Source organism: Monashia sp. HAY1-11D (assembly GCF_056868035.1).
Genome location: NZ_CP200320.1, coordinates 3,755,456 through 3,782,070 on the forward strand (window position 1 = coordinate 3,755,456; position 26,615 = coordinate 3,782,070).

General features: G+C 72.2%; 22 protein-coding genes, 1 tRNA gene and 2 pseudogenes. 22 read left to right on the forward strand and 3 right to left on the reverse strand.

Annotated features, from left to right (window positions below; all coding sequences use genetic code 11):
* The first annotated feature begins 2 nt into the window (after positions 1-2).
* The 4 genes and pseudogenes from secD (at position 3) to AC1VM9_RS17425 (ending at position 5,995) form a co-directional block, all read left to right on the forward strand.
* Entirely contained in the window at positions 3-1,922 is a 1,920-nt protein-coding gene (gene secD, locus AC1VM9_RS17410; protein WP_481343171.1) for a protein translocase subunit SecD, read from the forward strand.
* A 3-nt stretch (positions 1,923-1,925) separates the two neighbouring features.
* Positions 1,926-3,116 (forward strand): protein translocase subunit SecF, encoded by a 1,191-nt coding sequence (gene secF / locus AC1VM9_RS17415; RefSeq protein WP_483123526.1) that lies wholly within the window; start codon positions 1,926-1,928, stop codon positions 3,114-3,116.
* Between the two features lie 26 nt (positions 3,117-3,142).
* A complete protein-coding gene (locus tag AC1VM9_RS17420) occupies positions 3,143-3,667 on the forward strand; it encodes an adenine phosphoribosyltransferase (RefSeq protein ID WP_481341498.1) in 525 nt (174 codons plus the stop codon).
* A gap of 28 nt (positions 3,668-3,695) precedes the next feature.
* Positions 3,696-5,995 (forward strand): annotated as a pseudogene (locus AC1VM9_RS17425) (RelA/SpoT family protein).
* A gap of 72 nt (positions 5,996-6,067) precedes the next feature.
* On the opposite strand, the gene AC1VM9_RS17430 reads toward AC1VM9_RS17425, so the two are convergent.
* Positions 6,068-8,122, reverse strand: coding sequence for a DUF349 domain-containing protein (locus AC1VM9_RS17430; protein ID WP_483123527.1), 2,055 nt, complete (start codon positions 8,120-8,122; stop codon positions 6,068-6,070).
* A complete protein-coding gene (locus AC1VM9_RS17435) occupies positions 8,119-8,985 on the reverse strand; it encodes a peptidylprolyl isomerase (RefSeq protein ID WP_481341501.1) in 867 nt (288 codons plus the stop codon). The genes AC1VM9_RS17430 and AC1VM9_RS17435 overlap by 4 nt, the downstream gene beginning before the upstream one ends.
* A gap of 170 nt (positions 8,986-9,155) precedes the next feature.
* On the opposite strand from AC1VM9_RS17435, the gene AC1VM9_RS17440 reads away from it, so the two are divergent.
* Positions 9,156-9,857, forward strand: coding sequence for an MBL fold metallo-hydrolase (locus AC1VM9_RS17440; protein WP_481341502.1), 702 nt, complete (start codon positions 9,156-9,158; stop codon positions 9,855-9,857).
* Positions 9,854-11,197, forward strand: a complete 1,344-nt coding sequence (hisS, locus tag AC1VM9_RS17445; protein ID WP_481341503.1) for a histidine--tRNA ligase — start codon at positions 9,854-9,856, stop codon at positions 11,195-11,197. The genes AC1VM9_RS17440 and hisS overlap by 4 nt, the downstream gene beginning before the upstream one ends.
* A gap of 9 nt (positions 11,198-11,206) precedes the next feature.
* Here hisS and AC1VM9_RS17450 read toward each other — a convergent pair whose 3' ends face one another.
* Positions 11,207-11,815, reverse strand: coding sequence for a hypothetical protein (locus AC1VM9_RS17450; protein WP_481341504.1), 609 nt, complete (start codon positions 11,813-11,815; stop codon positions 11,207-11,209).
* 195 nt (positions 11,816-12,010) lie between these two features.
* Between AC1VM9_RS17450 and ald the strand changes: the two genes are divergently transcribed.
* The 16 genes and pseudogenes from ald (at position 12,011) to AC1VM9_RS17530 (ending at position 25,602) form a co-directional block, all read left to right on the forward strand.
* Entirely contained in the window at positions 12,011-13,126 is a 1,116-nt protein-coding gene (gene ald, locus AC1VM9_RS17455) for an alanine dehydrogenase (RefSeq protein WP_481341505.1), read from the forward strand.
* Complete coding sequence (gene xerD, locus AC1VM9_RS17460) at positions 13,123-14,121, forward strand: site-specific tyrosine recombinase XerD (protein ID WP_481341523.1); 999 nt, start codon at positions 13,123-13,125, stop codon at positions 14,119-14,121. The genes ald and xerD overlap by 4 nt, the downstream gene beginning before the upstream one ends.
* Before the next feature lie 93 nt (positions 14,122-14,214).
* The gene (locus AC1VM9_RS17465) at positions 14,215-15,171 is read left to right on the forward strand and encodes a ParA family protein (RefSeq protein ID WP_481341506.1); all 957 of its coding nucleotides are present in this window, start codon (positions 14,215-14,217) and stop codon (positions 15,169-15,171) included.
* Between the two features lie 14 nt (positions 15,172-15,185).
* Positions 15,186-16,301, forward strand: a complete 1,116-nt coding sequence (locus AC1VM9_RS17470) for a segregation and condensation protein A (protein WP_481341507.1) — start codon at positions 15,186-15,188, stop codon at positions 16,299-16,301.
* The gene (scpB, locus tag AC1VM9_RS17475; RefSeq protein ID WP_481341508.1) at positions 16,294-16,998 is read left to right on the forward strand and encodes an SMC-Scp complex subunit ScpB; all 705 of its coding nucleotides are present in this window, start codon (positions 16,294-16,296) and stop codon (positions 16,996-16,998) included. The genes AC1VM9_RS17470 and scpB overlap by 8 nt, the downstream gene beginning before the upstream one ends.
* Positions 16,995-18,041 carry a pseudouridine synthase gene (locus tag AC1VM9_RS17480; protein WP_483123528.1) on the forward strand — a complete coding sequence of 349 codons (1,047 nt, stop codon included), beginning with the start codon at positions 16,995-16,997 and terminating at the stop codon, positions 18,039-18,041. The genes scpB and AC1VM9_RS17480 overlap by 4 nt, the downstream gene beginning before the upstream one ends.
* Positions 18,038-19,129 (forward strand): prephenate dehydrogenase, encoded by a 1,092-nt coding sequence (locus AC1VM9_RS17485; protein ID WP_483123530.1) that lies wholly within the window; start codon positions 18,038-18,040, stop codon positions 19,127-19,129. Before AC1VM9_RS17480 ends, AC1VM9_RS17485 begins: the two co-directional genes overlap by 4 nt.
* 46 nt (positions 19,130-19,175) lie before the next feature.
* Entirely contained in the window at positions 19,176-19,892 is a 717-nt protein-coding gene (cmk, locus tag AC1VM9_RS17490; protein ID WP_483123531.1) for a (d)CMP kinase, read from the forward strand.
* A pseudogene (locus tag AC1VM9_RS17495) lies at positions 19,889-20,325 on the forward strand (lysophospholipid acyltransferase family protein); the annotation flags it as partial. The gene cmk and the pseudogene AC1VM9_RS17495, both read left to right, overlap by 4 nt.
* 12 nt (positions 20,326-20,337) lie before the next feature.
* Positions 20,338-20,553, forward strand: a complete 216-nt coding sequence (locus AC1VM9_RS17500; protein ID WP_483124062.1) for a hypothetical protein — start codon at positions 20,338-20,340, stop codon at positions 20,551-20,553.
* A gap of 12 nt (positions 20,554-20,565) precedes the next feature.
* Positions 20,566-22,059 carry a ribosome biogenesis GTPase Der gene (gene der, locus AC1VM9_RS17505; RefSeq protein WP_481341513.1) on the forward strand — a complete coding sequence of 498 codons (1,494 nt, stop codon included), beginning with the start codon at positions 20,566-20,568 and terminating at the stop codon, positions 22,057-22,059.
* A gap of 73 nt (positions 22,060-22,132) precedes the next feature.
* Positions 22,133-22,206, forward strand: a tRNA-Pro gene (locus AC1VM9_RS17510).
* A 150-nt stretch (positions 22,207-22,356) separates the two neighbouring features.
* Positions 22,357-23,034 carry a CPBP family intramembrane glutamic endopeptidase gene (locus AC1VM9_RS17515; protein WP_483123532.1) on the forward strand — a complete coding sequence of 226 codons (678 nt, stop codon included), beginning with the start codon at positions 22,357-22,359 and terminating at the stop codon, positions 23,032-23,034.
* A 563-nt stretch (positions 23,035-23,597) separates the two neighbouring features.
* Positions 23,598-24,038, forward strand: coding sequence for a hypothetical protein (locus AC1VM9_RS17520; protein ID WP_483123533.1), 441 nt, complete (start codon positions 23,598-23,600; stop codon positions 24,036-24,038).
* Entirely contained in the window at positions 24,014-24,781 is a 768-nt protein-coding gene (locus AC1VM9_RS17525) for an FAD-dependent oxidoreductase (protein ID WP_483123534.1), read from the forward strand. Before AC1VM9_RS17520 ends, AC1VM9_RS17525 begins: the two co-directional genes overlap by 25 nt.
* A 77-nt stretch (positions 24,782-24,858) precedes the next feature.
* Positions 24,859-25,602 (forward strand): FAD-dependent monooxygenase, encoded by a 744-nt coding sequence (locus tag AC1VM9_RS17530; protein WP_483123536.1) that lies wholly within the window; start codon positions 24,859-24,861, stop codon positions 25,600-25,602.
* Positions 25,603-26,615: the final 1,013 nt, after the last annotated feature.

Below are 26,615 nucleotides of genomic sequence, written 5' to 3' on the forward strand. Positions count from 1 at the left end.
CCGTGGCACGCACGTCCATCCGCAGGTCCGCGACACGCACCCTCGTCGCGCTCGTCGTCCTCATCCTCGGCCTCGGCGCCCTGACCGCGGGCCTGGCGAAGTGGGGTGGCGGTTCCGTCGCCCCGCGTCTGGGTCTCGACCTCGAGGGCGGCACCGAGCTGGTCCTCAAGCCGGTGACGGTCGGCAACGCCGCACCGGTGACCCAGGGGCAGATCGACCAGGCCGTCGACATCATCCGCCAGCGCATCGACGCCAACGGGGTCAGCGAGGCGGAGATCTCGACGCAGGGCGGCGACAACATCGTCGTGTCGATCCCGGGCAGCCCGACCAAGGAGCAGCTCGACGCCATCCGCAAGCCGTCCCAGCTGCGCTTCCGGGCCGTGTTCGTCCAGACCGTCGACACCACCGCAGCTCAGGTGAACCCCGGTGGCGGCGCGACGGGCTCGACCGGCACGCCGACGCCCACGGGCACGGCGACCGGCACACCCACCGGCACGGCCACGACGCCGGCCGCCAAGCCGTCGACGTCGGCGACGGCCCAGAACGGCGCGGTCCCGCAGGCGCTGCGGGCGGCCACCTCCACCCCGGCGCCGAAGGCCACCGGCGGCACTGCCACGACGGCCGCGACCCCGCCTCCCGCCGCGACGACGCCCGCCGCTCCGACGCCCGAGCAGTCCGAGGCCGCCGTCAAGGCCCAGGTCAGCAAGGGCCTCGTCGGGCTGGGCTGGGCCAAGGCCAAGGCCGACACCGCTGCCGCCAAGGCCGCCAAGGACTTCGTGGCGCTCAGCTGCGGCAAGCCCGGCGTCGTCGACGCCATCGTCGACGACCCGAGCCAGCCGCTGGCCACCTGCAGCGACGACCGCACGTCCAAGTTCGTCCTCGGCCCGGTCGAGATCGACGGCAGCCAGATCTCCGACGCCTCGAGCGGCTTCCAGCCCGGCCCGAACGGCCAGCCCACCTCGATCGTCGAGGTCGTCCTGTCCTTCAACTCGGCCGGCGCCAAGAAGTTCGCGGAGGTCACCAAGCGCCTCTACGGCCTGCAGAGCCAGCCGCCGATGGACCAGTTCGCCGTCGTGCTCGACAAGTCCGTCATCACCGCTCCCCAGGCCCGCGCCGTCATCAGCGACGGCCGCGCCTCGATCACCGGCTCGTTCACGATCGACTCGGCCAAGGCCCTGGCCCAGCAGCTGAAGTTCGGTGCCCTGCCCCTGGAGTTCAAGCTCCAGACCAACGACACCATCACGCCACAGCTCGGTGAGGAGCAGCTGCGCATCGGCCTGCTCGCCGGGCTCGTCGGCCTGCTCCTCGTCGTCGTGTACTCCCTCTTCCAGTACCGGGCACTCGGGTTCGTCACGGTGGCCTCGCTGCTCGTCGCGTCGGCCATCACCTACCTCGCCGTCACGATCCTCGGCACGACGCACGGGCTGCGCCTGACGATGGCCGGCGTCACGGGCCTCATCGTGGCCATCGGTGTCACGGCCGACTCGTTCATCGTCTACTTCGAGCGCATCCGCGACGAGGTCCGCGACGGGCGCCCGCTCGTGGCCGCGGTCGAGACGGGCTGGAAGCGGGCCCGACGCACGATCATCGCCGCCGACGCCGTCAACTTCATCGCCGCCATCGTGCTGTACGTGCTCGCCTCCGCCAACGTCCGCGGTTTCGCCTTCACGCTCGGGCTCACCACGATCATCGACCTGCTCGTCGTCGTCATGTTCACGCACCCGACGGTGCAGCTGCTCGCGCGCACGACGTTCTTCGGCGGCGGGCACCGGTGGTCCGGCCTGGACCCGAAGCGCCTCGGCGCCAAGGAGTCGCCGCGCTACCGGGGCCGTGGCCAGTTCGGCCCGCCGCGCCCGGCCGCCCCCGCCGGCACGCCGGCCCGTGCCGGCGCCAGCACCCGCACCGCCGAGGGGAAGGCCTGACCCATGATCAGCTTCGCGCAGGTCGGCAACGACCTCTACACGGGCAAGCGCTCGATCGACTTCATCAAGCGCCAGAAGCTCTGGTACGCCTTCTCCGGCGTCCTCGTCGCGCTCGCCCTCCTCGGCATCTTCGCCAGGGGGCTGAACTTCGGCATCGAGTTCAGCGGCGGCTCGGAGTTCCGCGTCCAGAACGTCACGAGCACCGAGGGCTACGAGGAGAAGGCCCAGGCGGCCATCGCCGACGCGAGGATCAGCGGCAACGTCGTCACGACCGTCGTCGGGCAGAACACCGTCCGGGTGCAGACCGAGGCGGCCGACGACAGGACCGACGCGGCGCGCACCGCCCTCGCCGAGGAGTTCGGCGTCCAGCAGAACGCCGTGAGCGCCTCGCTCATCGGCCCGAGCTGGGGTGAGACCGTCAGCCAGCAGGCGATCCGCGGCCTCATCGTCTTCCTCGTGCTCGTCACGATCGTCATGGCGCTGTACTTCCGGACGTGGAAGATGGCGCTGTCGGGCCTCGTCGCCCTGCTGCACGACCTCGTCATCACCGTCGGCATCTACGCCCTTTTCGGGTTCGAGATCACGCCGTCGTCCATGATCGGGTTCCTCACGATCCTCGGCTACTCGCTCTACGACACCGTCGTCGTCTTCGACAAGGTGCGCGAGAACACGGCGGACGCCTTCCGGACGCGGCGCATGACGTACCCCGCGGCGGCCAACCTGGCCGTCAACCAGACTCTCGTGCGCTCGATCAACACGACGGTCGTGGCCCTGCTGCCGATCGCCGCGATCCTCTTCGTCGGCTTCACCCTGCTCGGTCCGGGGACCCTGCTCGACCTCGCCCTCGCCCTGTTCATCGGCATCGGCGTCGGGGCGTACTCGTCGATCTTCATCGCGACGCCGCTGCTCGTCGACCTGCGGCGCGGCGAGAAGGCGGTCCGGGACCTCGACCGCTACGTGGCCAAGCACGCTCCGCGGGCGGACGCCCCGGCGTCCGACGTGTTCGCCGACGGCGAGCCGGTCGCGGTGGGGGCCGACGCCCCGGTCGCCGCGGCCTCCGGCAGCTCGGCCACCGGCGGGGCCACTGGCGGCAGAGGCGACGCGGACACGCCGGCGTCGGCGCGTCCGGTGCACAAGTACGCACAGGCGGGCCCCCGCAACCAGCCCAAGCGGGCGCCCAAGTCGCGACGCTGACCAGCCAGAGCGAAGGACCACCACGAGTGAGCGAGATCAGCGACCTCGTCGCCAGCCGGCTGCGCGACATCCCCGACTTCCCCAAGCCCGGCGTCCTCTTCAAGGACTTCACCCCGCTCATCGCCGACGGCGTGGCCTTCGGTGCCCTGGTGCGCGACATCGCGCGCCGGTACGCCGGCGCGGTCGACGTCGTCGTCGGCATCGAGGCGCGCGGGTTCATCCTCGGGGCGGCCGTCGCCCACGAGCTCGGTCTCGGGATGGTCCCCGTGCGCAAGGCCGGCAAGCTGCCGGGTGACACGCTCAGGGAGTCCTACGCCCTCGAGTACGGCACCGCCGAGATCGAGGTGCACACCGACGCCTTCGAGCCGGGCCAGCGCGTCCTCGTGGTCGACGACGTCCTCGCCACGGGCGGGACGGCGGAGGCGACCGTCCAGCTCGTCGAGCGAGCCGGGGCGCAGGTCGTGGCCGTCGAAGTCGTCCTCGAGCTGGCCTTCCTGGGCGGCCGCGAACGTCTCACCGGACGGCCGGTCAACGCCATCCTCACCGTGTGACCCCGGGCCGACCGCCTAGACTCTCTCCATGAGCGAGGACGTCCGCAGCGAGCTGTCCACCCCCTCGCGGGTGCGCGCCCGCTTCGCCCGGTTCGGGGCCACCCGGCCGGGGGCAACCCCGTCCTCGAGCCGCTCATGACGGTGGTGCGCCAGAACCACCCGAAGGCCGACCTGTCGGTCATCGAGCGGGCCTACGCCGTGGCCGAGCGGGCCCACGACGGGCAGATGCGCAAGAGCGGCGACGCGTACATCACCCACCCGCTCGCCGTGACGACGATCCTCGCCGAGCTCGGCATGACGCCGCCGACCCTTGCCGCGGCGCTGCTGCACGACACCGTCGAGGACACCTCGTACGGTCTCGACGAGCTGCGTCGCGACTTCGGTGACGAGATCGCGATGCTCGTCGACGGCGTCACCAAGCTCGACAAGGTGACCTACGGCGAGGCCGCGCAGGCCGAGACCGTGCGCAAGATGGTCATCGCGATGGCCCGCGACATCCGCGTGCTCGTCATCAAGCTGGCCGACCGCCTCCACAACGCTCGCACGTGGCGCTACGTGAGCCCGGAGTCGGCCAAGCGCAAGGCGAACGAGACCCTCGAGATCTACGCCCCGCTCGCGCACCGCCTCGGCATGAACACCATCAAGTGGGAGCTCGAGGACCTCTCCTTCGCGACGCTCTACCCGAAGGTCTACGACGAGATCGTCCGTCTCGTCGCCGAGCGGGCCCCGGCCCGTGAGGAGTACCTCGCCGGCGTCCGGTCCCAGGTCACGGAGGACCTCACGGCGGCCAAGATCAAGGCCACGGTCACCGGCCGGCCCAAGCACTACTACTCCGTGTACCAGAAGATGATCGTGCGCGGCCGGGACTTCGAGGAGATCTACGACCTCGTCGCGGTCCGCGTCCTCGTCGACACGGTGCGCGACTGCTACGCGGCGCTCGGTGCGCTGCACTCGCGGTGGAACCCGGTCCCGGGCCGGTTCAAGGACTACATCGCGATGCCGAAGTTCAACATGTACCAGTCGCTGCACACGACGGTCATCGGCCCGCAGGGCAAGCCGGTCGAGATCCAGATCCGCACGCACACGATGCACCGCCGCGCCGAGTACGGCGTCGCGGCCCACTGGAAGTACAAGGACCAGGCCGTCAAGGGCGGGGGAGCGCGCCCCGGCGAGATCACCCCGCAGAACGACATGGCCTGGCTGCGCCAGCTGCTCGACTGGCAGCGCGAGACCGAGGACCCCGGCGAGTTCCTCGACTCGCTGCGTTTCGAGATGGGCAGCAGCGAGGTCTACGTCTTCACGCCCAAGGGCGCGGTCGTCGCCCTCCCGATGGGCGGCACCCCCGTCGACTTCGCCTACGCGGTCCACACCGAGGTCGGCCACCACTGCATCGGCGCCCGGGTCAACGGCCGCCTCGTACCGCTGGAGTCGACGCTCGAGAACGGCGACGTCGTCGAGGTGCTGACGAGCAAGGCCGACGGCGCGGGTCCCTCGCGCGACTGGCTCCAGTTCGTCAAGAGCCCGCGGGCCCGCAACAAGATCAAGGCCTGGTTCAGCAAGGAACGGCGCGAGGAGGCCATCGAGGCCGGCAAGGACGCCATCGCCAAGGCCCTGCGCAAGCAGAACCTGCCGCTGCAGCGGCTCATGAGCCACGAGTCGATGACGGCCGTCGCCACCGACCTGCGCTACCAGGACATCGAGGCGCTCTACGCGGCCGTCGGCGAGGGCCACGTGTCGGCGCAGCACGTCGTCGGAAAGGTCGTCGCCTCGATGGGTGGCGTCGACGGTGCGACGGAGGACCTCGCCGAGGCCACCGTCCCCACCCGTCAGGCCAAGCGGCGCCGCGGGGGAGACCCGGGCGTCGTCGTCGTGGGCACGGCCGACGTCTGGGTCAAGCTCGCCAAGTGCTGCACGCCCGTGCCCGGCGACCCGATCATCGGTTTCGTGACCCGCGGCAACGGCGTCTCCGTACACCGGGCCGACTGCACCAACGCCACGCAGCTGACCGCCAACCCCGAGCGGCTCATCGACGTCGAGTGGGCCCCGAGCTCGGCCAGCGTGTTCCTCGTGCAGCTCCAGGTCGAGGCCCTCGACCGCAACCGGCTGCTGTCCGACGTGACGCGGGTGCTGTCCGACCAGCACGTCAACATCCTGTCGGCGTCGGTGCAGACCTCCCGCGACCGTGTCGCCATCTCGCGGTTCACCTTCGAGATGGGCGACCCGGCCCACCTCGACCACGTCATCAAGGCGGTCCGCAAGATCGACGGCGTCTTCGACGTCTACCGGGTCAACGGCGGCAAGTCCACCGACGCCGCCCTGCGCCGCTGACCGACCCCGCGCCAACGCACGACCGTCGGCGAGCCACGGGTCGTGGCCCACCGACGGTCGGTCGCGGCTGGGTCAGCCGCCGAACTCGGCGACGCCGGCGCGGGCCTGGTCGAGCCAGGTCTGACGTGCCTCGAGCGCCTCACGGGCCTTGCGGATCGTGGACTCGTTGCCGGTCCGCTCGGCCTTCTCGAGCTCCTCGCGCAGGTCGGCGACGGCACGCTCGAGCTGGTCGACCATGCCCCGGGCGCGCGCGGCGACCTCCGGGTTGGTCGACCGCCACTTCCGGTCCTCGGCGTCGCGGACGGCCTGCTCGATGCGGCGCATCGCCTTCTCGACCCGGTCCATGTCGGCGCGCGGGACCTTGCCGGCAACGTCCCACTTGTCCTGGACGATGCGCAGCTGCGCCTTGGCCTTCTCGAGGTCGGTCACCGGCAGGATCGCCTCCGCCTCGACGAGGAGCGCCTCCTTGACCTCGAGGTTGCCGCGGTACTGCTCCTCCTCGGCGGCGACGACCTCGTCCTTGGCCGCGAAGAACGCGTCCTGCGCGGCCTTGAACCGGGTCCACAGCTTGTCGTCGTCGGTGCGGCTCGCGCGTCCGGCCCGCCGCCACTCGTCCATGAGACGCTTGAACGCGCCGGCGGTGGCGGCCCAGTCATGGCTGGTTGCGAGGCTCTCGGCCTCGGCGACGAGGCGCTCCTTGCGGGTCTTGGCGTCCGCGTGCTGGGCGTCGAGCTGGGCGAAGTGGGCACGGCGGGCCTTGTCGAAGCCGTTGCGCGCGGCGCTGAAGCGCTGCCACAGCGCGGACTCGGTCTCGCGGTCGAGGCGGGTGGCCGCCCGCTGGTGGGCCTTCCACTCGTCGAGCAGCTCGCGCATCCGGGCACCGCTGCTCTTCCACTGGATGCGGTTCTCCGGCTGGGCCGCGATCTGCTCCGCCTCGGCCACGATCTTCTCGCGCTCGGCGGTGGCCAGGGCTCGAGCCTCGGCGCGGTGCTGCTGCTCGACGGTGCGCTTGCTCGCGATGCCGGACTGGATCTCGTCCAGCTTGGCGGCCAACGCGTCGAGGTCGCCGACGACGGTCGCGTCCTTGACCTGCGCCGTTAGCGTCTTGAGCCCCTCGGCGACGTCCTTGGACGGCACCTCCGGCTGTCCCAGCCGCTGCTCGAGCAGCACGGCGGAGGCGAACAGCTCGTCGTACTTGCGCGCGAAGTAGGTCAGCGCCTCCTCCGGCGTGGCACCCGGGTAGGAGCCCACCTCCTGCTCGCCGTCCCTGGTGCGCACGAAGACGGTGCCGTCCTCGGCGACGCGACCGAACGCGGCCGACGCGGAGTGGTCGCTCGTCACCGGTGCCGGGGCGGCGGGCGCCGGGGCGTGGCCGGCGACCTTGGCCACGGCCGCGGGCGTCGGGATCCCCGACGGCCTGGGCACCGCGCTCGGCTTCGGGGGCGCGGGCACCGGCGCTGCCGGCGCCGCCGGCGCTGCCGCCGCGACCCCGGTGACCCCGGCAGCAGGCGCCTCGGCGTCGGCCGGCGTCTCGGCCGGCGGCTGCGGAGCAGTGCCGGCCGGCTCTGCCGACTCCGGGACCGCGACGTCCGCGGGAGCCGCCCCTGCGGGCTCGGCGACGGCCGGCTCAGCCGCCTCGGGCTCGGCCACCTCAGGCTCCGCCGCGACGCTCGGCTGCGAGGTCTCTATGGGTCCAGCGGCCACGCTCGGCGCCACGGTCTCGGCGGTCTCGGTCTCGGCGGTCTCGGTCTCGGCGGTCTCGGTCTCGGCGGTCTCGGTCTCGGCGGTCTCGGTCTCGGCGGTCTCGGTCTCGGCGGTCTCGGGCTCGGCGCTCTCCGCGGTCCCCGTGCTGTCGGCGGTCTCGACGGGGTCGGCCGCGTGGGCCGCCTCGGTGGCGCGGACGGACTCGAGCGTGTCGGCCATGTCGGCTGCGGGGTTCACGGGTGCCTGCTCCTCGGTGGGGACGTCGGGCTGGGCGTCGGGCTGGGCGTCGGTCGCGTTCTCGGTGGTGGCCTCCGCCGTTCCCGCCCCCGGCGCGTCCGTCGTCGTGCCAGCGGCCTCGGAGCCCTCCGCGGCCGGCACCACCTCCGGGGTCTCGTCGGGCTGGGGGTGCTGCACGTCGCTCATGCCTTCTTCTCCGTCACGCTGACACTGAGGATGCTGATCGGGGACACCGGGGTGCCGTCGGCCGGGCTCGGCGGCAGGGCCTTGTTCGCCGCGATCCTCGCGACGACGTCGAGGCCCTTGATGACCTTCCCGAAGATCGTGTAGCCGCCGCCGTCGGTCGGCAACTTCGTTTCCTTGTACGTGATGAAGAACTGGCCGCCGTTGCTGTTCGGGTCCTGCGTGCGCGCCATGGCCAGGCTGCCGGCCGGGTACGTGCCGTCCTTCGGCGCGTTCTCGATGCCGAAGGTGTAGCCGGGGCCGCCCGAGCCGGTGCCCGTGGGGTCGCCGCACTGGAGTACGTAGATGCCCTCGGTCGTGACGCGGTGGCAGGGGCTCGGCGCCCAGTACCCCGCCTTGGCCAGGTTGAGGAACGATGCCACCGTCTGCGGGGCCTTGGCGCCGTCGAGCTCGACGACGACGGGCCCGCAGGTGGTCCTGATGGTGGCCACGAAGGTCTTGCCGGCGGCTGTCTTCTTGTCGGGGACCTGCGTCAGCTTCTTCGGCGTCTTCTGCAGCGCCGGGGGCCTGGTGCAGCCCGCGGCGAGCTTCTGGCCGGCCTGGAGGCCGTTGGCGCCGGCCGTCGCGCCGGGCTCGGAGGTCGTCGACGCGGCGGGCGTGGTCGTGGCTGCGGCGGCCGGCGTGCCGGTGTCGGAGCTGCCGATGATCTTGGGCACTGCGATGACGGCCGCGACGACGAGGATGACCGCGAGGATCACGCCGAACACCTGCTTGTCCCGCGTCGAGTCGCTGACCGGCGGCTTGGCCTTCTTCAGCTGCTCCTCGTGGCGGCGGCGCGCACGTGCGCGTTCCTGCTCTTTGGTCACGAACCTCTCCTCGAACGGGCCGCTGGGGGTGGTCCCCGGGCGTTCGGTCATTTTAAGGAAGGAGCCCGGGTCGGGCGCAGCAGGACCGGTCACGAGTCCATGACAACTGGCTCGGTTCCGGAGATGTTGCGGTGAGCGGGCGCCAGGGCACGTCTCGCTAGGCTCGCGATGTGCTCACCATCGCCTTCCCGGCCCAGGCCTTCGACACGAACTGCTACGTCATCGCGCCGGCGGCGGGGGAGGAGTGCATCGTCGTCGATCCGGGCGTCGGCGTCGTCGAGAGGCTCCGGGACGTGCTGGCCGAGCACCGGCTCCGGCCTGCCGCGGTGCTGCTCACCCACGGGCACGTCGACCACGTCTACTCGGTCACGCCCGTGTGCGGCTCGGACACCGCCGCCTACATCCACGCCGATGACCGGTACCGGCTGACCGACCTCCTCGCGCGCAGCAACCCGGGACTCGTCGCGATGCTCGAGCAACAGTTCGGCACGGCGGCGCAGTGGACCGAACCCAGCACCGTGGTGGAGATCGGCGATGGCACGCGCCTGACGCTCGCCGGGCTCGACGTCGACGTCGTCCACGCCCCGGGCCACACCGAGGGCTCGGTCATGTTCGGCATCGACCGCGTGCCCGACGGCATCCGGGGCCAGGTCGACGTCGACCGCACCATGGTGACCGGCGACGTCCTCTTCGCCGGCTCGATCGGGCGCACCGACCTGCCCGGCGGCGACGCGGAGGCGATGCGGCGCAGCCTGCGCGAGAAGGTCCTGCCCCTGCCCGACACGACGCTCGTCCTGCCGGGGCACTACCGGGCCACGACGATGGCCCACGAGCGGGCCACGAACCCGTACCTGACAGACTTGGGCGCGTGAGCAGCACCCCGAGCACCAAGGTCACGCCGATCAGCGGGTTCCCCGAGTACCTGCCTGCCGAGCGCATCGTCGAGCAACGCTTCCTCGACGTCATCCGCGAGACCTTCGAGCTGCACGGCTTCTCCTCCGTCGAGACCCGCTCCATCGAGCCGGTCGACCGCCTGCTCGGCAAGGGCGGCGACGCCGACAAGGAGATCTACGCGGTCTCCCGGCTCGCCGGTGACGACGCGGACGCCCGCTGGGGCCTGCACTTCGATATGACGGTGCCCTTCGCCCGGTACGTCCTGGAGAACGCCGGCAAGCTGTCGTTCCCGTTCCGGCGCTACCAGATCCAGAAGGCCTGGCGCGGTGAGCGTCCCCAGGAGGGGCGCTACCGCGAGTTCACGCAGGCCGACATCGACGTCGTCGACACCGGTGAGCTGAGCCCGCACTTCGAGGCCGAGATGCCGCTCGTCATCGCCGACGTCTTCAGCCGGTTCCCGGTCGGCGAGTTCGTCATCCAGGTCAACAACCGCAAGATCCCCAACGGCTTCTACCAGGGCATCGGCATCACCGACGTCGTCGGCACCCTGCGCATCGTCGACAAGCTCGACAAGGTGGGCCCCGAGAAGGTCAAGGCGATGCTCGTCGAGGCCGGCGCCACCGACGAGCAGGCCGACCGCTGCCTGGCCCTGGCCGACATCCGCAGCGAGGACCTCTCGTTCGTCGAGCAGGTCCGGGCGCTCGGCGTCGAGCACCCGCTGCTCGAGGAGGGCCTCGAGTCGCTCGCCGAGGTCATCCGCACCGGCATGGCGCACGCCCCGGGCCGCATCGTGGCCGACCTGCGGATCGCGCGGGGCCTCGACTACTACACGGGCACCGTCTACGAGACGCAGTTCGTCGGGCACGAGTCGTGGGGGTCCTTCTGCTCGGGGGGCCGGTACGACGCGCTCGCCACGGACGGCCGGAACACCTACCCCGGTGTCGGCATCTCGATCGGGGTCACGCGCATCCTCGGCCTGCTCGTCGGCCGCGGCCTCGTCACGGCGTCGCGGTCCACCCCCGCCGCGGTCCTCGTCGCCCTCAAGGACGACGACTCGCGCGAGGGTGCGGTGGCGGTGGCGACGGCCCTGCGCCGACGCGGCATCGCCTGTGAGGTGGCACCGTCGGCGGCCCGCTTCGGCAAGCAGATCCGCTACGCCGAGCGTCGGGGCATCCCGTTCGTCTGGTTCCCCGAGGCGGGGGAGTCCGGCGACGAGGTCAAGGACATCCGCTCCGGGGAACAGCTGCCGGCGGACGCCGAGGCGTGGACCCCGCCCGCCGAGGACCTGCGCCCGGCCGTCACGCGCGTCGAGGGCTGAACGGCCCGCTCACGCAGGCGGTGGGCGCAGGCCCTGGTCGTGCAGCTCGAGCCGCGCCAGCTCGCGGATGACGACGGTGTCCTGGCGCCGCCACGCGCCGACCGGGTCGTCGCAGACTCGGGCCAGGGCCCGCATCGGCTGGTTGGCCAGGGCCCGCAGCGCGAAGAGGTCGAGGTCCGAGCCGGAGTCGACGAACCGCTGGGCTGCCGCGGCCCGGCGGGCGAAGCCGATGCGCACGTAGAGCCACAGCCCGACGACCATGACGATCGGCACGAGGGCCACGACGAGCCCGAGCACGAGGGCCACGCGCTCGACGGCCGTGGCCATCGACGCGCCGGCGTCGCTCAGCGTCGTGCCCGACCTCGCGGCCTGCCCGAGCCACTGCTCGAGCTGGTCACCGACGAGAGGGATCCGTCCGGCCTGGTCACCGGCGCCGGCGAGGGAGCGGTGCACCGAGTCGCCGGCCGCGGTGATCGAGTCGGCCGGCCCGCGCAGCCCCAGGACGACGTCGTGGGTCCGGCGTCCGAGCCACACCCAGAGGCCGACCCACAGCAGCACCAGCACGTCGGACAGCAGCTGACGCGTCCGCCGGGCGGGGGTGTCGGCGTAGAGCTTCATGAGTCGGGCCTCATCGGTGCGCCTCCCTGGTCGGTAGCCAACCTACGCGCCGGAGCCCGGCCCGGCAGTGTGCCGGGGCGGCCGCGGACGCGTCCACCACGTGGATACGCTGGCCTCGCGGCCGCTGGACGGGGCCGTTCGACCGCGGCAACGGCGCCGCGGGAGGTCGTGAGTCCGGAAGGAAGTGCAACAGGCATGAAGGTCGGTATCCCTCGCGAGGTCAAGAACCACGAGTACCGCGTGGCCATCACACCGTCGGGCGTCCACGAGCTCACCGAGCACGGTCACGAGGTCTTCGTCGAGAAGGACGCTGGCGTCGGCTCGCAGATCGGCGACGACGACTACGTCGCCGCCGGCGCCCGCATCATCGGCTCGGCCGACGACGTGTGGGGCGAGGCGGACCTCGTCCTCAAGGTCAAGGAGCCCGTGGCCGAGGAGTACCACCGCCTGCGCGAGGGGCTGACGCTGTTCACCTACCTGCACCTCGCGGCCGACAAGCGGCTCACCGAGGAGCTCGTGGCCCGCAGGGTCACCGGCATCGCCTACGAGACGGTGCAGCTGCCCTCGGGCGCGCTGCCGCTGCTCTACCCGATGTCCGAGGTGGCCGGCTGCCTCGCCCCGCAGGTCGGGGCCCACGCGCTGATGCGTGCCCAGGGCGGTCGTGGCGTGCTCATGGGCGGTGTCGGCGGGGTCGCCAACGCCAAGGTCGTCATCCTCGGCGCCGGCGTCTCCGGGCAGAACGCCGCGAACATCGCCCTCGGGATGGGCGCCGACGTCACGCTGCTCGACACCGACCTCGACAAGCTGCGGATGTCCTTCTGGCGCTACGACAACCAGGTGCACGGCCTCGCCTCGTCGCGGTTGACGGTCCAGGAGCAGGTGCTGCAGGCCGACATGGTCATCGGTGCGGTGCTCATCCCCGGTGCGGCCGCCCCGAAGCTGGTCTCCAACGACCTCGTGGCCCGGATGAAGCCGGGGTCGGTCCTCGTCGACATCGCCATCGACCAGGGCGGCTGCTTCGAGGACAGCCACGCCACGACGCACGCCGACCCGACCTACCAGGTGCACAACTCGGTGTTCTACTGCGTGGCGAACATGCCGGGGGCGGTGCCGAACACGTCGACGTACGCGCTGACCAACTCGACCCTGCCGTACGCGGTGAAGCTGGCCAACCAGGGCTGGCAGGACGCCCTCCGCTCGGACCACGCGCTGGCGCTCGGTCTCAACACCCACGACGGTCACGTCACGTATGCCGGCGTCGCCGAGGCCCACGGCATGACCGCCGTCTCGCTCGACGAGGCGCTGTCCTGACCCAGCCGCCCGCAGCCCCGCCGGCCGCGGGCGTCACGCGCATCGAGCGCGACGTCCGCGGCTGGCTCGACCACGTCCGCGTCGAGAAGGGCGCGTCCGACAACACGCTCGCCTCCTACCGCCGCGACCTGCGCGCCTACACCGCCCATCTCGCGGCCCGCGGGGTCACCGACGCCGCCCGGGTCACCGAGGCCGACGTCACCGACTTCCTCGCCGGCCTGCACGAGCGGGGGCTCGCGCCGTCCTCGGCCGCGCGGACCCTCGTCGCCGTCCGTGGGTTCCACCGCTTCCTGGCCCTCGAGGGGCAGGCGCCGACCGACCCGGCCGCCAACGTGGCACCGCCGAAGCCGCCGGCCCGGCTGCCCAAGGCCATCTCCGTCGAGGCCGTCGAGCGGCTGCTCGCCGCAGCGTCGGTCGGCGACACGCCCGAGTCCCTGCGGGACCGGGCCCTGCTCGAGCTGCTCTACGGCGCGGGTGCCCGCATCAGCGAGGTCGTCGGGCTGGACGTCGACGACCTCGACCTTCCCGGCCCGCCGGGCCCGGACGTCGCGGGGGAGGCCCCCACGTCCGGTTCTGGCGTCGGCGTCTCGGCGGTGCGCCTGCACGGCAAGGGCGGCAAGGAGCGTCTCGTGCCGGTCGGGCGGTACGCCGTCGACGCGGTCACGGCCTACCTCGTCCGCGGCCGGCCGGCCCTCGCGGTCAAGGGCCGGGGAGGCCCCGCGCTCTTCGTCAACCAGCGCGGCAACCGGCTCTCGCGCCAGTCGGCCTGGGCGGTGATCCGCCGCGCGGCCGAGCGGGCCGACCTCAGCGAGCACGTGTCGCCGCACACGCTGCGCCACTCGTTCGCCACCCACCTGCTCGACGGCGGCGCCGACGTGCGCGTCGTGCAGGAGCTGCTCGGGCATGCGTCGGTCACGACGACGCAGATCTACACGATGGTCTCGACACACCGGCTCCGGGAGGTGTATGCGACGGCCCATCCGCGTGCACGCTGATAGGGTCGCTCGTGATCGGCGAGAGCCCGACCACTGACCTGAGACGAGGTCGACCGAGTGGAACACCAGGTGAACGAGGAGTCACACGAGACCATGCAGTCCGTGCCGTCCGAGCACCTCGACACGCGACCCGGCGACGCCGGCCGGCACCCCGGCCCCGCGCCCGAGCGCATCGTGTCCGCCGCCGCGCTCCAGGCCGACGCCCGCGCCGGACTCGGCCCCACCGGTCGTCCGCTGCCCGACTTCCCGACGCCTGCGCCGCTGTCGAGCCACGGCCCGGCGCGGATCATCGCCATGTGCAACCAGAAGGGCGGCGTCGGCAAGACGACGACGACCATCAACCTCGGCGCGGCCCTGGCCGAGCTCGGCCGCAGGGTCCTCGTCATCGACTTCGACCCGCAGGGCGCCCTCTCGGTCGGTCTCGGCGTCAACGCCCTCGAGCTCGACACGACGATCTACAACCTGCTCGTCGAGCGCGGTCACGAGATCCACGAGGTCATCCGGACGACGCGGACGCCGGGCCTCGACGTCGTGCCGGCCAACATCGACCTGTCTGCCGCCGAGGTCCAGCTCGTCGGCGAGGTGGCTCGGGAGCAGATCCTCGCCCGCGTCCTGCGCCCGGTCGTCGACGAGTACGACGTCATCCTCATCGACTGCCAGCCCTCGCTCGGCCTGCTGACCGTCAACGCCCTGACGGCTGCGCACGGCGTCGTCATCCCTCTCGAGTGCGAGTTCTTCGCGATGCGGGGCGTGGCGCTGCTCATCGACACGATCGAGAAGATCACCGACCGGCTCAACCCGCGCCTGCAGGTCGACGGCATCCTCGCCACGATGTACGACGCCCGCACCCTGCACAGCCGCGAGGTCGTCCGGTCGGTCGTCGACCACTTCGGCGACCAGGTCTTCCACACCGTCATCAGCCGGACGGTGAAGTTCCCGGACGCCACGCTCGCCGCTGAACCCATCACGACGTACTCCTCCGAGCACTCCGGGGCGAACGCCTACCGGCAGCTCGCGCGCGAGCTCATCTCGCGCGGCGGTGCTGCCTGATCCCCGCTGACGCCATGACCGAGCAGGACATCGTCGACCGCGGGGCGGTCGACGCACCGAGCGCCGTGCCGACGGCAGCGGCCCCGGCGCTGGACGTCGACCTCGAGCCGTCGGGGGTCGCCTCGGAGGCCACCTCTGAGGCCACGCCGAGGATCACGCCGGGCGGCGTGCTGACCCGGCGATCCGCGACCGCGCCGTTCCAGGTGCACCTCGACGTCTTCTCCGGGCCCTTCGAGCTGCTCCTCGGCCTCATCAGTAAGCACAAGCTCGACATCACCGAGGTGGCACTGGCCCAGGTCACCGACGAGTTCATCGCCCACATCCGGGCGGCCCAGGCCGTCGACGACGACTGGGACCTCGGCCAGGCCAGCGAGTTCCTCCTCGTCGCGGCGACCCTCCTCGACCTCAAGGCGGCCCGGCTCCTGCCGCAGTCGGGCCCGGAGGACGACGAGGACCTCGCCCTCATCGAGGCCCGCGACCTGCTCTTCGCCCGGCTCCTGCAGTACCGCGCCTACAAGGAGATCGCCGCGACGTTCCGCGAGCGGATGGCCACGGCCGGGCGCATCACCCCCCGTCAGGCCGGCCTCGAGCCGCACTTCGCGAGCCTGCTGCCCGAGCTGGTCATCGCCCTGACGCCCGAGCAGTTCGCCATGGTCGCCGCGCGGGCCATGACGCCCAAGGTGCCTCCGACCGTGGGCCTGGACCACCTGCACGCGCCCCAGGTCAGCGTCCGCGAGCAGGCGGCGATCATCGTGTCGCGCCTGCGGTCCCGTGGCCAGGTGTCCTTCCGCAGCCTCGTCGCCGACGCCGACAGCACGCTCGTCATCGTCGCCCGCTTCCTCGCCCTCCTCGAGCTGTTCAAGGAGGCGGCCATCGCCTTCGAGCAGGCCGAGGCCCTCGGTGAGCTCGACATCCGGTGGACCGGCGCCGACGAGGGCGACGTGCAGATCACCGACGAGTTCGACGAGTCCGACCAGTCCGACGAGTCCGACGCCGTGGACGCGACCGACGCCGTCGCCGAGGCCGACGCCGTCGCCGAGGCCGACGCCGTCGCCGAGGCCGACGTCCCGCCGGCAGCGGACGCCCCGAGCACCACATCCCAGATCGACGCAGGAGCAGACGATGAGTGACGAGGACGTCGTGGTCGTCCCGGCGGACGCCGACGACGAACCAGGCTTCGAGGAGGTCGACACGTCCCCCGAGCACTCGGACGAACCGGTGCCGGACCCGGTGGTCGAGGCCGACGAGCAGATCGCCTTCGACATCAACGACTTCCCGGGCGGCGCGCGCTCGGCGCTCGAGGCCGTCCTCATGGTCGTCGACGAGCCGGTCACCGAGCTGGCCCTCGCCTCGGCGCTCGAGCTGCCCGTCGAGGACGTCCGGGAGCACCTGGCTGCCCTGGAGGCCGAGTACGCCGAGCAGCAGCGCGGGTTCACGCTGCGCAGCGTCGCCGGCGGCTGGCGCATGTACAGCCGGCCCGACTATGCCCCTGTCGTCGAGAAGTTCGTCCTCGACGGGCAGCAGGCCAAGCTGACCCAGGCCTCCCTCGAGACCCTCGCCGTCATCGCCTACCGACAGCCGGTCTCCCGCGCCAGGGTCAGCGCCGTCCGCGGCGTCAACGTCGACGGTGTCGTGCGCACGCTCGTCTCGCGCGGCCTCATCGAGGAGGTCGAGGGCACGGGCGACAGCGGTGCGGTCCTCTACCGCACGACGCCCTACTTCCTCCAGCGGATGGGACTCGGGTCGCTCGACGACCTGCCGCCGCTCGCGCCGTACCTGCCGGACGCCGACGTCATCGACGAGCTCATCGAGGAAGGACACGCATGAGCGAGTACTCACGGTCCCCGCGCCAGCCGCGGAAGAAGGGCTCCGGCTCGGGACGCGCCGGCGGCGGGCCCCGTGGTGCCGGCGGGTCCGGTGCTCCGGGAGGCGCCGGGCGCGGTCGCGGCGGCCAGCCGGCCCGGGGTGGCAGCGGGAAGCCGGCCCGCGGGGGCAAGACCGCCGGCCGCGGTGGTTCAGGCGGCTCGAGCGGCTCGGGCGGGCGCGGCCAGCGCTCCGCCCCGCGGTTCGCGGGTTCGACGAAACCCAGCCAGCCGACGCGCCTGCCCGAGCGGCGCGAGCAGCCGCAGGTCGACGTCCACGACCCGGCGGGCACCCGGCTGCAGAAGCTCATGGCCGCCGCCGGCGTCGGTTCGCGCCGTGTCTGCGAGAACCTCATCGCCGAGGGCCGCGTCGAGGTCGACGGGCAGGTGGTGACCGAGCTGGGGGTGCGCGTCGACCCGCGAACCGCGGTCGTGCACGTCGACGGCGTCCGCGTCAACCTCGACGAGGACCGCGTCTACCTGGCGTTCAACAAGCCCAAGGGCGTCGTCACGACGATGAGCGACGAGCTCGGTCGCGTCTCGCTCGCCGACTACGTCGGCAACCGCGAGGAGCGGCTCTTCCACGTCGGACGCCTCGACGCCGACACCGAGGGGCTGCTCCTGCTGACCAACGACGGTGACCTGGCCCACCGGCTCCAGCACCCGGCCTACGGGGTCCTCAAGACCTACCTGGCCACGGTCCGCGGGCCGGTCGGCCGCGACGTCGGCAAGCGGCTGCGCGAGGGCGTCGACCTCGAGGACGGCCCCGTCAAGGTCGACTCCTTCCGCGTCGTCGACAGCCAGCCGGGCAAGGCGCTCGTCGAGGTCGTCCTGCACGAGGGTCGCAAGCACGTCGTGCGCCGGATGCTCGAGGCCGTGGGGCACCCGGTCCTCGAGCTCGTCCGCACCGAGGTGGGCCCGATCCGCCTCGCCGACCTCAAGTCCGGCCGGCTGCGCCGGCTCAACAAGGCCGAGGTGGGCGCGCTCTACCAGGCCGCCGGTCTGTGACCCGCGTCCACGTCGTCGGGACGGGCCTCATCGGCACGAGCCTCGGCATCGCCCTGACCAGCCGCGGCTACCGGGTCACGCTCGAGGACCCCTCGCCCACGGCGGTCCACCTGGCCCGGGACCTGCGTGCCGGTGAGCCGCTCGACGCCGCGGGGGAGCGGGCCGACGGCGACCCCGACGTCGTCGTCGTCGCAGCGCCCCCGGACGTCGCGGCGGACACCGTCGCGGCGGCGCTGCGACGCTGGCCGCGCGCCGTCGTCACCGATGTCGCCTCGGTCAAGGAGACGGTGCTCGAGCGCGTCCTCGCCTCGGGGGCCGACGCCTCCCGCTACGTCGGCTCGCACCCGATGGCCGGGCGCGAACGGTCGGGCGCGGCGGCCGCGCGCGCGGACCTCTTCGACGGTCGGGCGTGGGTCGTCGTGCCGCACCCCGGGTCGAGCGAGGCCGCCGTGCGAGCCGTCCGGACGCTCGCCGTCGACGTCGGGGCCGCCGTGCGCGTCATGCCCGCCCGGGAGCACGACGCCGCCGTGGCCGCCGTCTCGCACGTGCCACAGCTCGCCGCGAGCATCGTCGCCGCCTGCCTGCGCGAGCTGCCCGAGCCCGCCGTCGGCCTCGCCGGCCAGGGCCTGCGCGACGTCACGCGCATCGCGGCGAGCGACCCGCGGCTCTGGACGCAGATCCTGGCCGGCAACGCCGTCGCGGTGCGGGAGGTCCTGCAGCAGGTTCGCGGGCAGGTCGACGACGTCCTCGCGGCCCTGGACAGCCTCGTCGACGACGACGGCGCCGGCTCGCTGGCGACGCTGAGCCGCGTCCTCGAGTCCGGCAACCTGGGGCACGCGCGCATCCCCGGCAAGCACGGGTCCGCACCGGCTGCCTACGAGGTCGTGTCCGTCGTCGTGCCGGACGAGCCGGGCGCCCTGGCGCGTCTGCTCACCGACATCGGCGCGGCCGGCATCAACCTCGAGGACCTCCACCTCGAGCACGGACTCGGGCAGGCCGTCGGTGTGGCCGAGGTGTCGGTCGTCCCGGCCTCCGTGGAGCCGCTGCGGGCCGAGCTGACCCGCCTCGGCTGGCGCGTCCACGACTGAGCCCGCGCCCACGAGGGCCCCCGGGACAGGCACTATCCTCTGGCGCATGTCGCAGACCGCCGATCAGCACGAGCAGCCCGTCTCCGGATTCGTCATCGCCATCGACGGGCCCTCGGGCTCCGGCAAGTCGAGCGTCTCCAAGCAGGTCGCCCGCGCGCTCGGCTTCGCCTTCCTCGACACCGGCGCCATGTACCGCGCCCTGACGTGGTGGTGCCTGCACCGCGGCGTGGACCTTGCCGACGTCGAGGCGGTGGAGAAGGCCGCGGCCGACTTCCCCCTGACGATCGGCACCGACCCCGACGCGCCCACCGTCACCGTCGACGGCACGGACGTGTCCGCGGCCATCCGGGAGGGCCGCATCTCCACGAACGTCTCGGCCGTCGCCGCCGTGATCCCCGTCCGGGAGATCCTGTGCGACCTGCAGCGCCGGCTCATCTCCGACGCGGCGCGCGCCTCCGGCGGCGTCGTCGCCGAGGGTCGCGACATCACCACCGTCGTGGCTCCCGACGCCCCGGTACGGATCCTCCTCACGGCCTCAGAGGAGGCCCGCCTGGCCCGCCGGAGCAAGGAGCTGCACGGCCACGCCGGGGAGCACGCCGTCGCGGCGACGCGGTCGCAGGTCATCGACCGTGACCGGGCCGACTCGGCCGTGTCCGAGTTCACCGTCGCGGCAGACGGCGTCACGACCGTCGACACCTCGCACCTGGACTTCGAGGGCTCCGTGGCGGCCGTGCTCGCCGTCGTCGAGGCAGCACGGGCATGAGCACGGCCGCGGCCCCGCACCCGAGCCGGGCCCGCGTCGGGCGCCCCATCGGGCGGTTCATCTTCACCACGCTCTACCGGGGCACCGCCCGGCACCGCGAACGGGTACCCCGCTCCGGCCCGGTCATCCTCGTGGCCAACCACGCGGCCTTCCTCGACGGCCCGCTCGTCTTCTCGATGGCGCCGCGCCCGGTCAGCTTCCTCGTCAAGCAGGAGGCGTTCGCGGGCTTCTTCGGCTGGACCATCCGCAACGTCGGGCAGATCCCCATCGACCGCACCGTCGGCGACCGGGCCGCCCTGGCCGCCGCGACCGCGGTGCTCGAGGAGGGGGAGCGGTCGGCATCTTCCCCGAGGGCAACCGGACCGACGGCGAGGTCCAGCAGGTCAACCAGGGCGCGGCGTGGATCGCCCTGCGCACCGGCGCCACGATCGTGCCGGTGGCGGTCATGGGCACCCGTGTCCTGGGCGGCTCGAAGGACGCCTGGCCGGCCCCGCGCTCGCGCCTCCTCGTCGACTTCGGCGAGCCGTTCCACCTCGACGTGGACGCCTCCGCACCGGGCCGGGAGCGCCTCCGGCTGGCCAGCGAGCAGCTGCGCGACCGCCTCGCGTCACACGTGCGTCGTGCGCGGGTGGAGAATGGTGCCTCCAGAGACGTTCACTGATTCGAGGACACCGTGACTGACGAGACCGCCCGCCCCACCCACGAGGGCGCTCCGATCTCGACCACCACCGCCGACGAGGCCGGCGTCGAGCGCGCCCTGCGAGCCGGCCTCTCCGAGTTCGAGCTGAGCCCCGAGGACGAGGCGCTGCTGTCGGCCGAGGGTCCACTCGTCGGTGACGAGACCGGCCGCGGCCCGCTGCCGGTCGTCGCCGTCGTCGGACGGCCGAACGTCGGCAAGTCGAGCCTCGTCAACCGCATCCTGCGCCGACGCGAAGCCGTCGTCGAGGACGTCCCCGGCGTCACCCGTGACCGAGTCTCCTACGAGGCCGAGTGGGGCGGTCGGCGGTTCACCATCGTCGACACCGGCGGCTGGGAGGCAGACGCGTCCGGCATCCACCTGCGCGTGGCCGAGCAGGCCGAGATCGCCATCGACCTGGCCGACGTCGTCGTCTTCGTGGTGGATGCCACGGTCGGGGCCACCGACGACGACGAGAAGGTCGTGCGCCTGCTGCGGCGCTCCGGCAAGCCCGTCGTCCTCGTCGCCAACAAGGTCGACGACGAGCGTGGCGAGGCGGACGCAGCGGCCCTGTGGAACCTCGGGCTCGGGCAGCCCTGGCCGGTGTCCGCCGTGCACGGACGCGGCAGCGGTGACGCGCTCGACGCCGTCCTGGAGGTGCTGCCCGAGGTCTCGGCGCACGGCGCCTACGCGCAGGGTGGTCCCCGCCGCGTCGCCCTCGTCGGCCGGCCCAACGTCGGCAAGTCGAGCCTGCTCAACAAGCTCGCCGGCTCGGACCGCGTCGTCGTCGACAACGTGGCAGGCACGACCCGTGACCCGGTCGACGAGCTCATCGAGCTCGGCGGCACGACGTGGCGGTTCGTCGACACCGCGGGCATCCGCCGTCGCGTGCATCAGACCCGTGGTGCGGACTTCTACGCCTCGCTGCGCACCCAGACGGCGCTGGAGAAGGCCGAGGTGGCCGTCGTCCTCATCGACGCCGAGCAGCAGATCGCCGAGCAGGACATCCGCGTCGTCCAGCAGGTCATCGACGCGGGTCGTGCCCTCGTCATCGCCTACAACAAGTGGGACACCCTCGACGAGGAGCGCCGCTACTACCTCGAGCGCGAGATCGAGAAGGAGCTCGTCCAGGTGCCGTGGGCGCCACGGGTCAACATCTCCGCTCGCACGGGGCGCCACACCGACCGGCTCGTGCCGGCCCTCGAGACGGCGCTCGAGTCGTGGGACACCCGGATCCCGACGGCCCGCCTCAACGCGTTCCTCGGCGAGATCGTCGCGGCGCACCCGCACCCGGTCCGCGGCGGCAAGCAGCCGCGCATCCTTTTCGCCACGCAGGCATCGACGCGTCCGCCGCGCTTCGTCGTCTTCGCGTCGGGCTTCATCGAGGCCGGCTACCGCCGCTTCATCGAGCGTCGGCTGCGCGAGCAGTTCGGCTTCGAGGGAACGCCGATCGAGGTCTCGGTGCGGGTCCGGGAGAAGCGCCGGCGCTGAACCGGACCGCTCGGCGGGCCGATTGGGAGCAGTGGCACACGGTGCGCTATGGTTTCGTTCGCCCCAAGGGCATCGGGCTGTGGCGCAGCTTGGTAGCGCACTTGACTGGGGGTCAAGGGGTCGCAGGTTCAAATCCTGTCAGCCCGACCGATCGGGCCCTGATCTGCTTCGGCAGGTCAGGGCCCGTTTTCATGCCACCTCCCGTGCTCCAAGCCACAGGTGCCGTTTCGTCTTTGGCCAAGTCTGGGCCCACCACCTGGAGATGACCGAATGGCACCGGCGCGGCACACTCGAGGCGTGCCCGTTTCATCGGATCCGGTGACATCGAGGTGGCGTCGAACCGTCGCGACGTTGCTGCCCGCTGTGATGCCGCTCGCGATGCAGGCGGTGTTCGGTGAGACCACCCGGCGGTACGGACCCGAGCGTGGCTACCAGGCGGGCTTCGCCGCCTACTGGGCCGGCTGTTGGACGCTGGCGGGCAGCATCATCGGTCCTCGACGTCTGCTCGGGCTCTGGCGGGTGCCGGAGCAGGTGCTGCCGCCACCCAGCGGACTGAGCGCTGCCCTGATCGTGGCGCCTCCGTTGGGCGCCGTGGCCACGCAATGGCTTCCCAACGCCCGAGCCAGCGGTCCCGTGGCGGTGGCCGTGGCCGTGGCGGTGGGGACAACCAACGCCCTCGCCGAAGAGGCATTCTGGCGCGGGGTGCCCGTCACCATGTTCCCCGGCGACCCGGTGAGAGGATGGCTGTGGCCCGCCGTCGGGTTCACCGCCTGGCACCTGGTTCCGCTCAGCACGCGACCCGCAAGTCCGCGACGTCGGGCCTCGCTGCTAGCGGGTGCTGGCCTGATCGGGCTGGGCTACGGGTGGATCGCCTACCGGACGCGGTCCCTGGCTGCAGTTGCGCCGGCGCATGCGCTCACTGACTCCAGCGGCGTCCGGCCGGTTGCAGCGTGCTGGCTGACCGGCAGGTCGTGACGCGCCGCGCCCGCGATCCTGTCTCGACGTCAGCACGTCATGTCAGATCTCGATCACGAGCGCCTCCGCAGAGTCGCCGTCAACTCAGTGAGCTCGAGGCGCCCAGCAGCAACGGACACCGGCCTCGAGGCTGCGTTGCGGTTCCGTCCGGGCGCAGGCGTGTTCGACGTCCTCAGGCGTCGCACGAGGCGTGACGACAGCGTGGACGACCCGAGCGGGACGGCGTCGTAACACCGGTCGCGAGGTGACGGGATCGGTCCATGTGACGGCCCCACCGCCTGGCGCGGAGGCGCGCACGCGGAGGACCAGCTGTCCGTGCAGAGACCCCGTCGCGGCGTTGACCCGGACGGGTTCGTCCGGCCGCGGCGCACGAAGGACTTCTGGCCCCTGCCTCGACGCCGTAGGCCGTCGCAGACTGGTGGATGAGAGGGGAAGCCATGGTCAGCGAGTTCGGACCGGCGCCCAGGGGCGCGGCTTGGCGGGCGGTAGCGCGATGCGTCGCGACGAGTCTTGGCATGCTCGCCCGTCGCCGAGTGCATCTTCCGCGCGGGAACGTGGGTCGGGTGCTGCGCTTCGCCGATGGGAGCACGACGCGCGTCTACCGGGAGACGGCCGTGGACCGGAGCAGCCCCACCAGCCCGTGTGTGCTCGTGGTTGCCTTCCGGTTGCGCCTCGTTCGAGGGGTGGTGCACCGCCTCTTCGAGGCAGAGAGCCTTCTCAACACGCCGCTCTTCGTCGGTTTCCCGGGATATGTCTCCAAGCTCTGGTGCGCGCACGACTCTTCCGGCGTCTACCGGGGCCTCTACGAGTGGGACGGCCCGCAGCGCGCACAGGAGTATGCCGCCGCCCTGTGGCGGGTGCTCGAGCTGGTCAGCGTCCCGGGCTCGATCCAGTACCACGTGCTGCCCGGGCTGCGGCGCGACGACGTCCTCGCCGATCCCGGGTTGATGCAGGGCAGGGGAGCTGCTGAGGACTCCTGGTGGCTGCTCGTCCCCGCGGCATGACGACCCCGACCGACGTGCTGGTCGTGGGAGCTGGGCCGACCGGTCTGACCGCCGCACTCGAGGCGAGCGCACACGGTGCCAACGTGCGGGTGGTCGATCGTCGTGCGGAGCGCTTCCGTCGCTCCCGGGCGATGATGCTGCACGCTCGGGCCCTCGAGTGCCTTCGCCCGCTCGGCGTCACCGCGGCGCTCCTGGACCGGGCCGACATCGCCCCGCGAGCGCGCATCCACCTTGGCCGGCGGGTCGTGCAGGTGGCACTCGGCCAGGTCGACCTTCCGGACACCGCCTTCCCGCACCTGACGTTGGTGCGGCAGGCCGACGTCGAAGAGGTGCTGTGGTCCGCGCTCCACGAGCGCGGCGTCCGCGTCGAGTGGGGCACGGAGTTCCTCGGGCTGCGCTCACAACTGGCGGGGGACGGCGTCGTCTCCGCCGTCCTTCGTACCACTGACAGGAGCGTGGAGCAGCACCATTTCCGGTTCGTCGCGGGATGCGACGGCCAGGCCAGTGCCGTTCGCGGGCTCATCGGGGCAGCGTGGCGCGGCGCGCCGTACAGCGTGGAGGCCGTCCTTGCCGACGTCGAGGTCACGGGGAGCCTCGAGCCCGGGGTGCTCCACGTTGCCGTGGGGAAGCCGGCCTGGCGTTCCTCTTCGCCCTCGGCGAGGGCGCTTCGTGGCGGATGCTGGTCACCCGCCCTGCGAACGCGGGCCGGAGTGCGTCTTTCGGACAGCCGGGGGCTGCCGTAGCGCCGGAGGAACTGTGCCGGCTCGTTGCCGACTCGGGCCTGGGGGCGAGCATCGACGACGTTCGGTGGTCCGCGCGGGTGCCCCTGCAGCACCGGGTCGCCAGTACCTTCCGTCGCGGCCCGCTCTTCCTGGCCGGTGACGCGGCGCACGCCCACTCGCCGGCCGGCGGGCAGGGGATGAACAACGGGATCCTCGACGCCGTCAACCTCGGCTGGAAGCTCGGGCTCGCCTCCACCAGTGGTGCACCGGAGCTGCTGCTGCACTCCTACGAGCAGGAGCGGCGTCGAGCCGCCTTGGAGGTCCTGGCCCTGACTCACCTGATCTTCTTCGGGGAGGCCTCCCCTCACCCTGTCGCCCGGTTCATCCGGAGCAGGCTGCTGCCGTATGCCGCCCCACTGCTTCCCGGACTGGCTCGCCAGCCGCGCGTCGCCGCTGCGGGGGTCAGACTGCTCGCCCAGCCCTTCGTGCACTATCGACACAGCCCCCTCTCCCACGACGGCACACCTCGCACCACCGGCTGGCCGCGGCCGGGGGACCGGCTGCCGGACCAGCTGGTGCTCGCTGCAAGCGGCCAGGCTCGCCTCCACGAGCTGACGGCAACGCCAGGCATTCACGTCCTGCTCGAACGCGATGCTCCTTGGGACGGCGCAGTTCTCGGGACGCTGCCAGCAGGTCCGCGGGCCCACCTCCACCGACTCGTGGACCACGACGGGGAGGGCGTCGTCGGGGTCCGTCCCGACGGCTACGTCGGCTTCCGCTGCGGTGTCGTGGACCGTCAGCTGCATGCCTGGCTGAGCCTCGTGGGCGCCCAGCCGAGCTAGTCATCTCGGCCGCCGACGCTCCCGGGTACAGAGGCCCGCAAGGCGGCACAAGCCCGGTTCTACGGTCATTTGCGGTGGGACCTTTGCCTCTGCTGTCCGTTGGCTGCGGCTGGCTAGCGTGCCGGTGGGGGACGAACGGTGAAGGAGCGAGTGCCATGGCCCTGCGCGGCGGTTCTCTGGAAGGCCCGACGGCTTCGGCTTCTGGGCAAGCGCACGACACTGGAGGGTCGTCCTTCAGCCGGCGGACGTTCATCAGGGCGGTGGGGGGAGCCGGACTCGGCTTCGTCCTGTACGCCTACCTGCCGGACGGCACGAAGGCGGCCCTCGCTGCGGTACCTGGTGGCACGCTCGATCCCTCCGCCATCCCGAAGTTCGTCACGCCCCTGCTCATCCCGCCCGTCATGCCACGGGCCGGCACTCTCACCCTGCCGGGCGGGAAGCCGGCCGACTACTACGAGATCTCGGTGCGGCAGTTCCGCCAGCAGATCCTGCCGGCAGGTCTGCCGGCCACGACGGTGTGGGGTTACGGCCCCATCGCGGCGCAGGGCACCCGAGGCGTCCTGGTGCACCACGCGCCGTCGCTGACGATCGAGGCCCGGACGGGGCGACCGGTGCGGGTGAAGTGGGTCAACGAGCTCGTCCGGCCGGATGGCACCTACCTGCCTCACCTGCTTCCCGTCGACCCGACGCTGCACTGGGCCAACCCTCCGGGTGGCGCCTCCGGCCGTGACTCGCGGCCCTCGTTCACGGCGACGCCCGGGCCCTACACCGGGCCGGTGCCGATGGTGACCCACGTGCACGGGGCCCTGCACGTGGGCGATGAGAGCGACGGCTACGCCGAGGCCTGGTACCTGCCGGCGGCCGGCAACATCCCGAAGGACCATGCCGTCGTGGGCAGCTGGTACGACTTCTTCGCCGGCAAGGCCAAGTCCGGTTACGGCGCGACCTGGGGGCCGGGTTTCGCGACGTTCCAGTACCCGAACCCGGACCGGGCATCAACGAAGTGGTACCAC

Excerpts from the sequence above, each read along its gene's own strand:
- secF (WP_483123526.1), top strand. The coding sequence starts at position 1,926 with ATGATCAGCTTCGCGCAGGTCGGCAACGACCTCTACACGGGCAAGCGC.
- AC1VM9_RS17430 (WP_483123527.1), bottom strand. The coding sequence starts at position 8,122 with ATGAGCGACGTGCAGCACCCCCAGCCCGACGAGACCCCGGAGGTGGTG.
- AC1VM9_RS17450 (WP_481341504.1), bottom strand. The coding sequence starts at position 11,815 with ATGAAGCTCTACGCCGACACCCCCGCCCGGCGGACGCGTCAGCTGCTG.
- ald (WP_481341505.1), top strand. The coding sequence starts at position 12,011 with ATGAAGGTCGGTATCCCTCGCGAGGTCAAGAACCACGAGTACCGCGTG.
- AC1VM9_RS17465 (WP_481341506.1), top strand. The coding sequence starts at position 14,215 with ATGCAGTCCGTGCCGTCCGAGCACCTCGACACGCGACCCGGCGACGCC.
- AC1VM9_RS17470 (WP_481341507.1), top strand. The coding sequence starts at position 15,186 with ATGACCGAGCAGGACATCGTCGACCGCGGGGCGGTCGACGCACCGAGC.
- scpB (WP_481341508.1), top strand. The coding sequence starts at position 16,294 with ATGAGTGACGAGGACGTCGTGGTCGTCCCGGCGGACGCCGACGACGAA.
- AC1VM9_RS17480 (WP_483123528.1), top strand. The coding sequence starts at position 16,995 with ATGAGCGAGTACTCACGGTCCCCGCGCCAGCCGCGGAAGAAGGGCTCC.
- cmk (WP_483123531.1), top strand. The coding sequence starts at position 19,176 with ATGTCGCAGACCGCCGATCAGCACGAGCAGCCCGTCTCCGGATTCGTC.
- AC1VM9_RS17500 (WP_483124062.1), top strand. The coding sequence starts at position 20,338 with ATGGGCACCCGTGTCCTGGGCGGCTCGAAGGACGCCTGGCCGGCCCCG.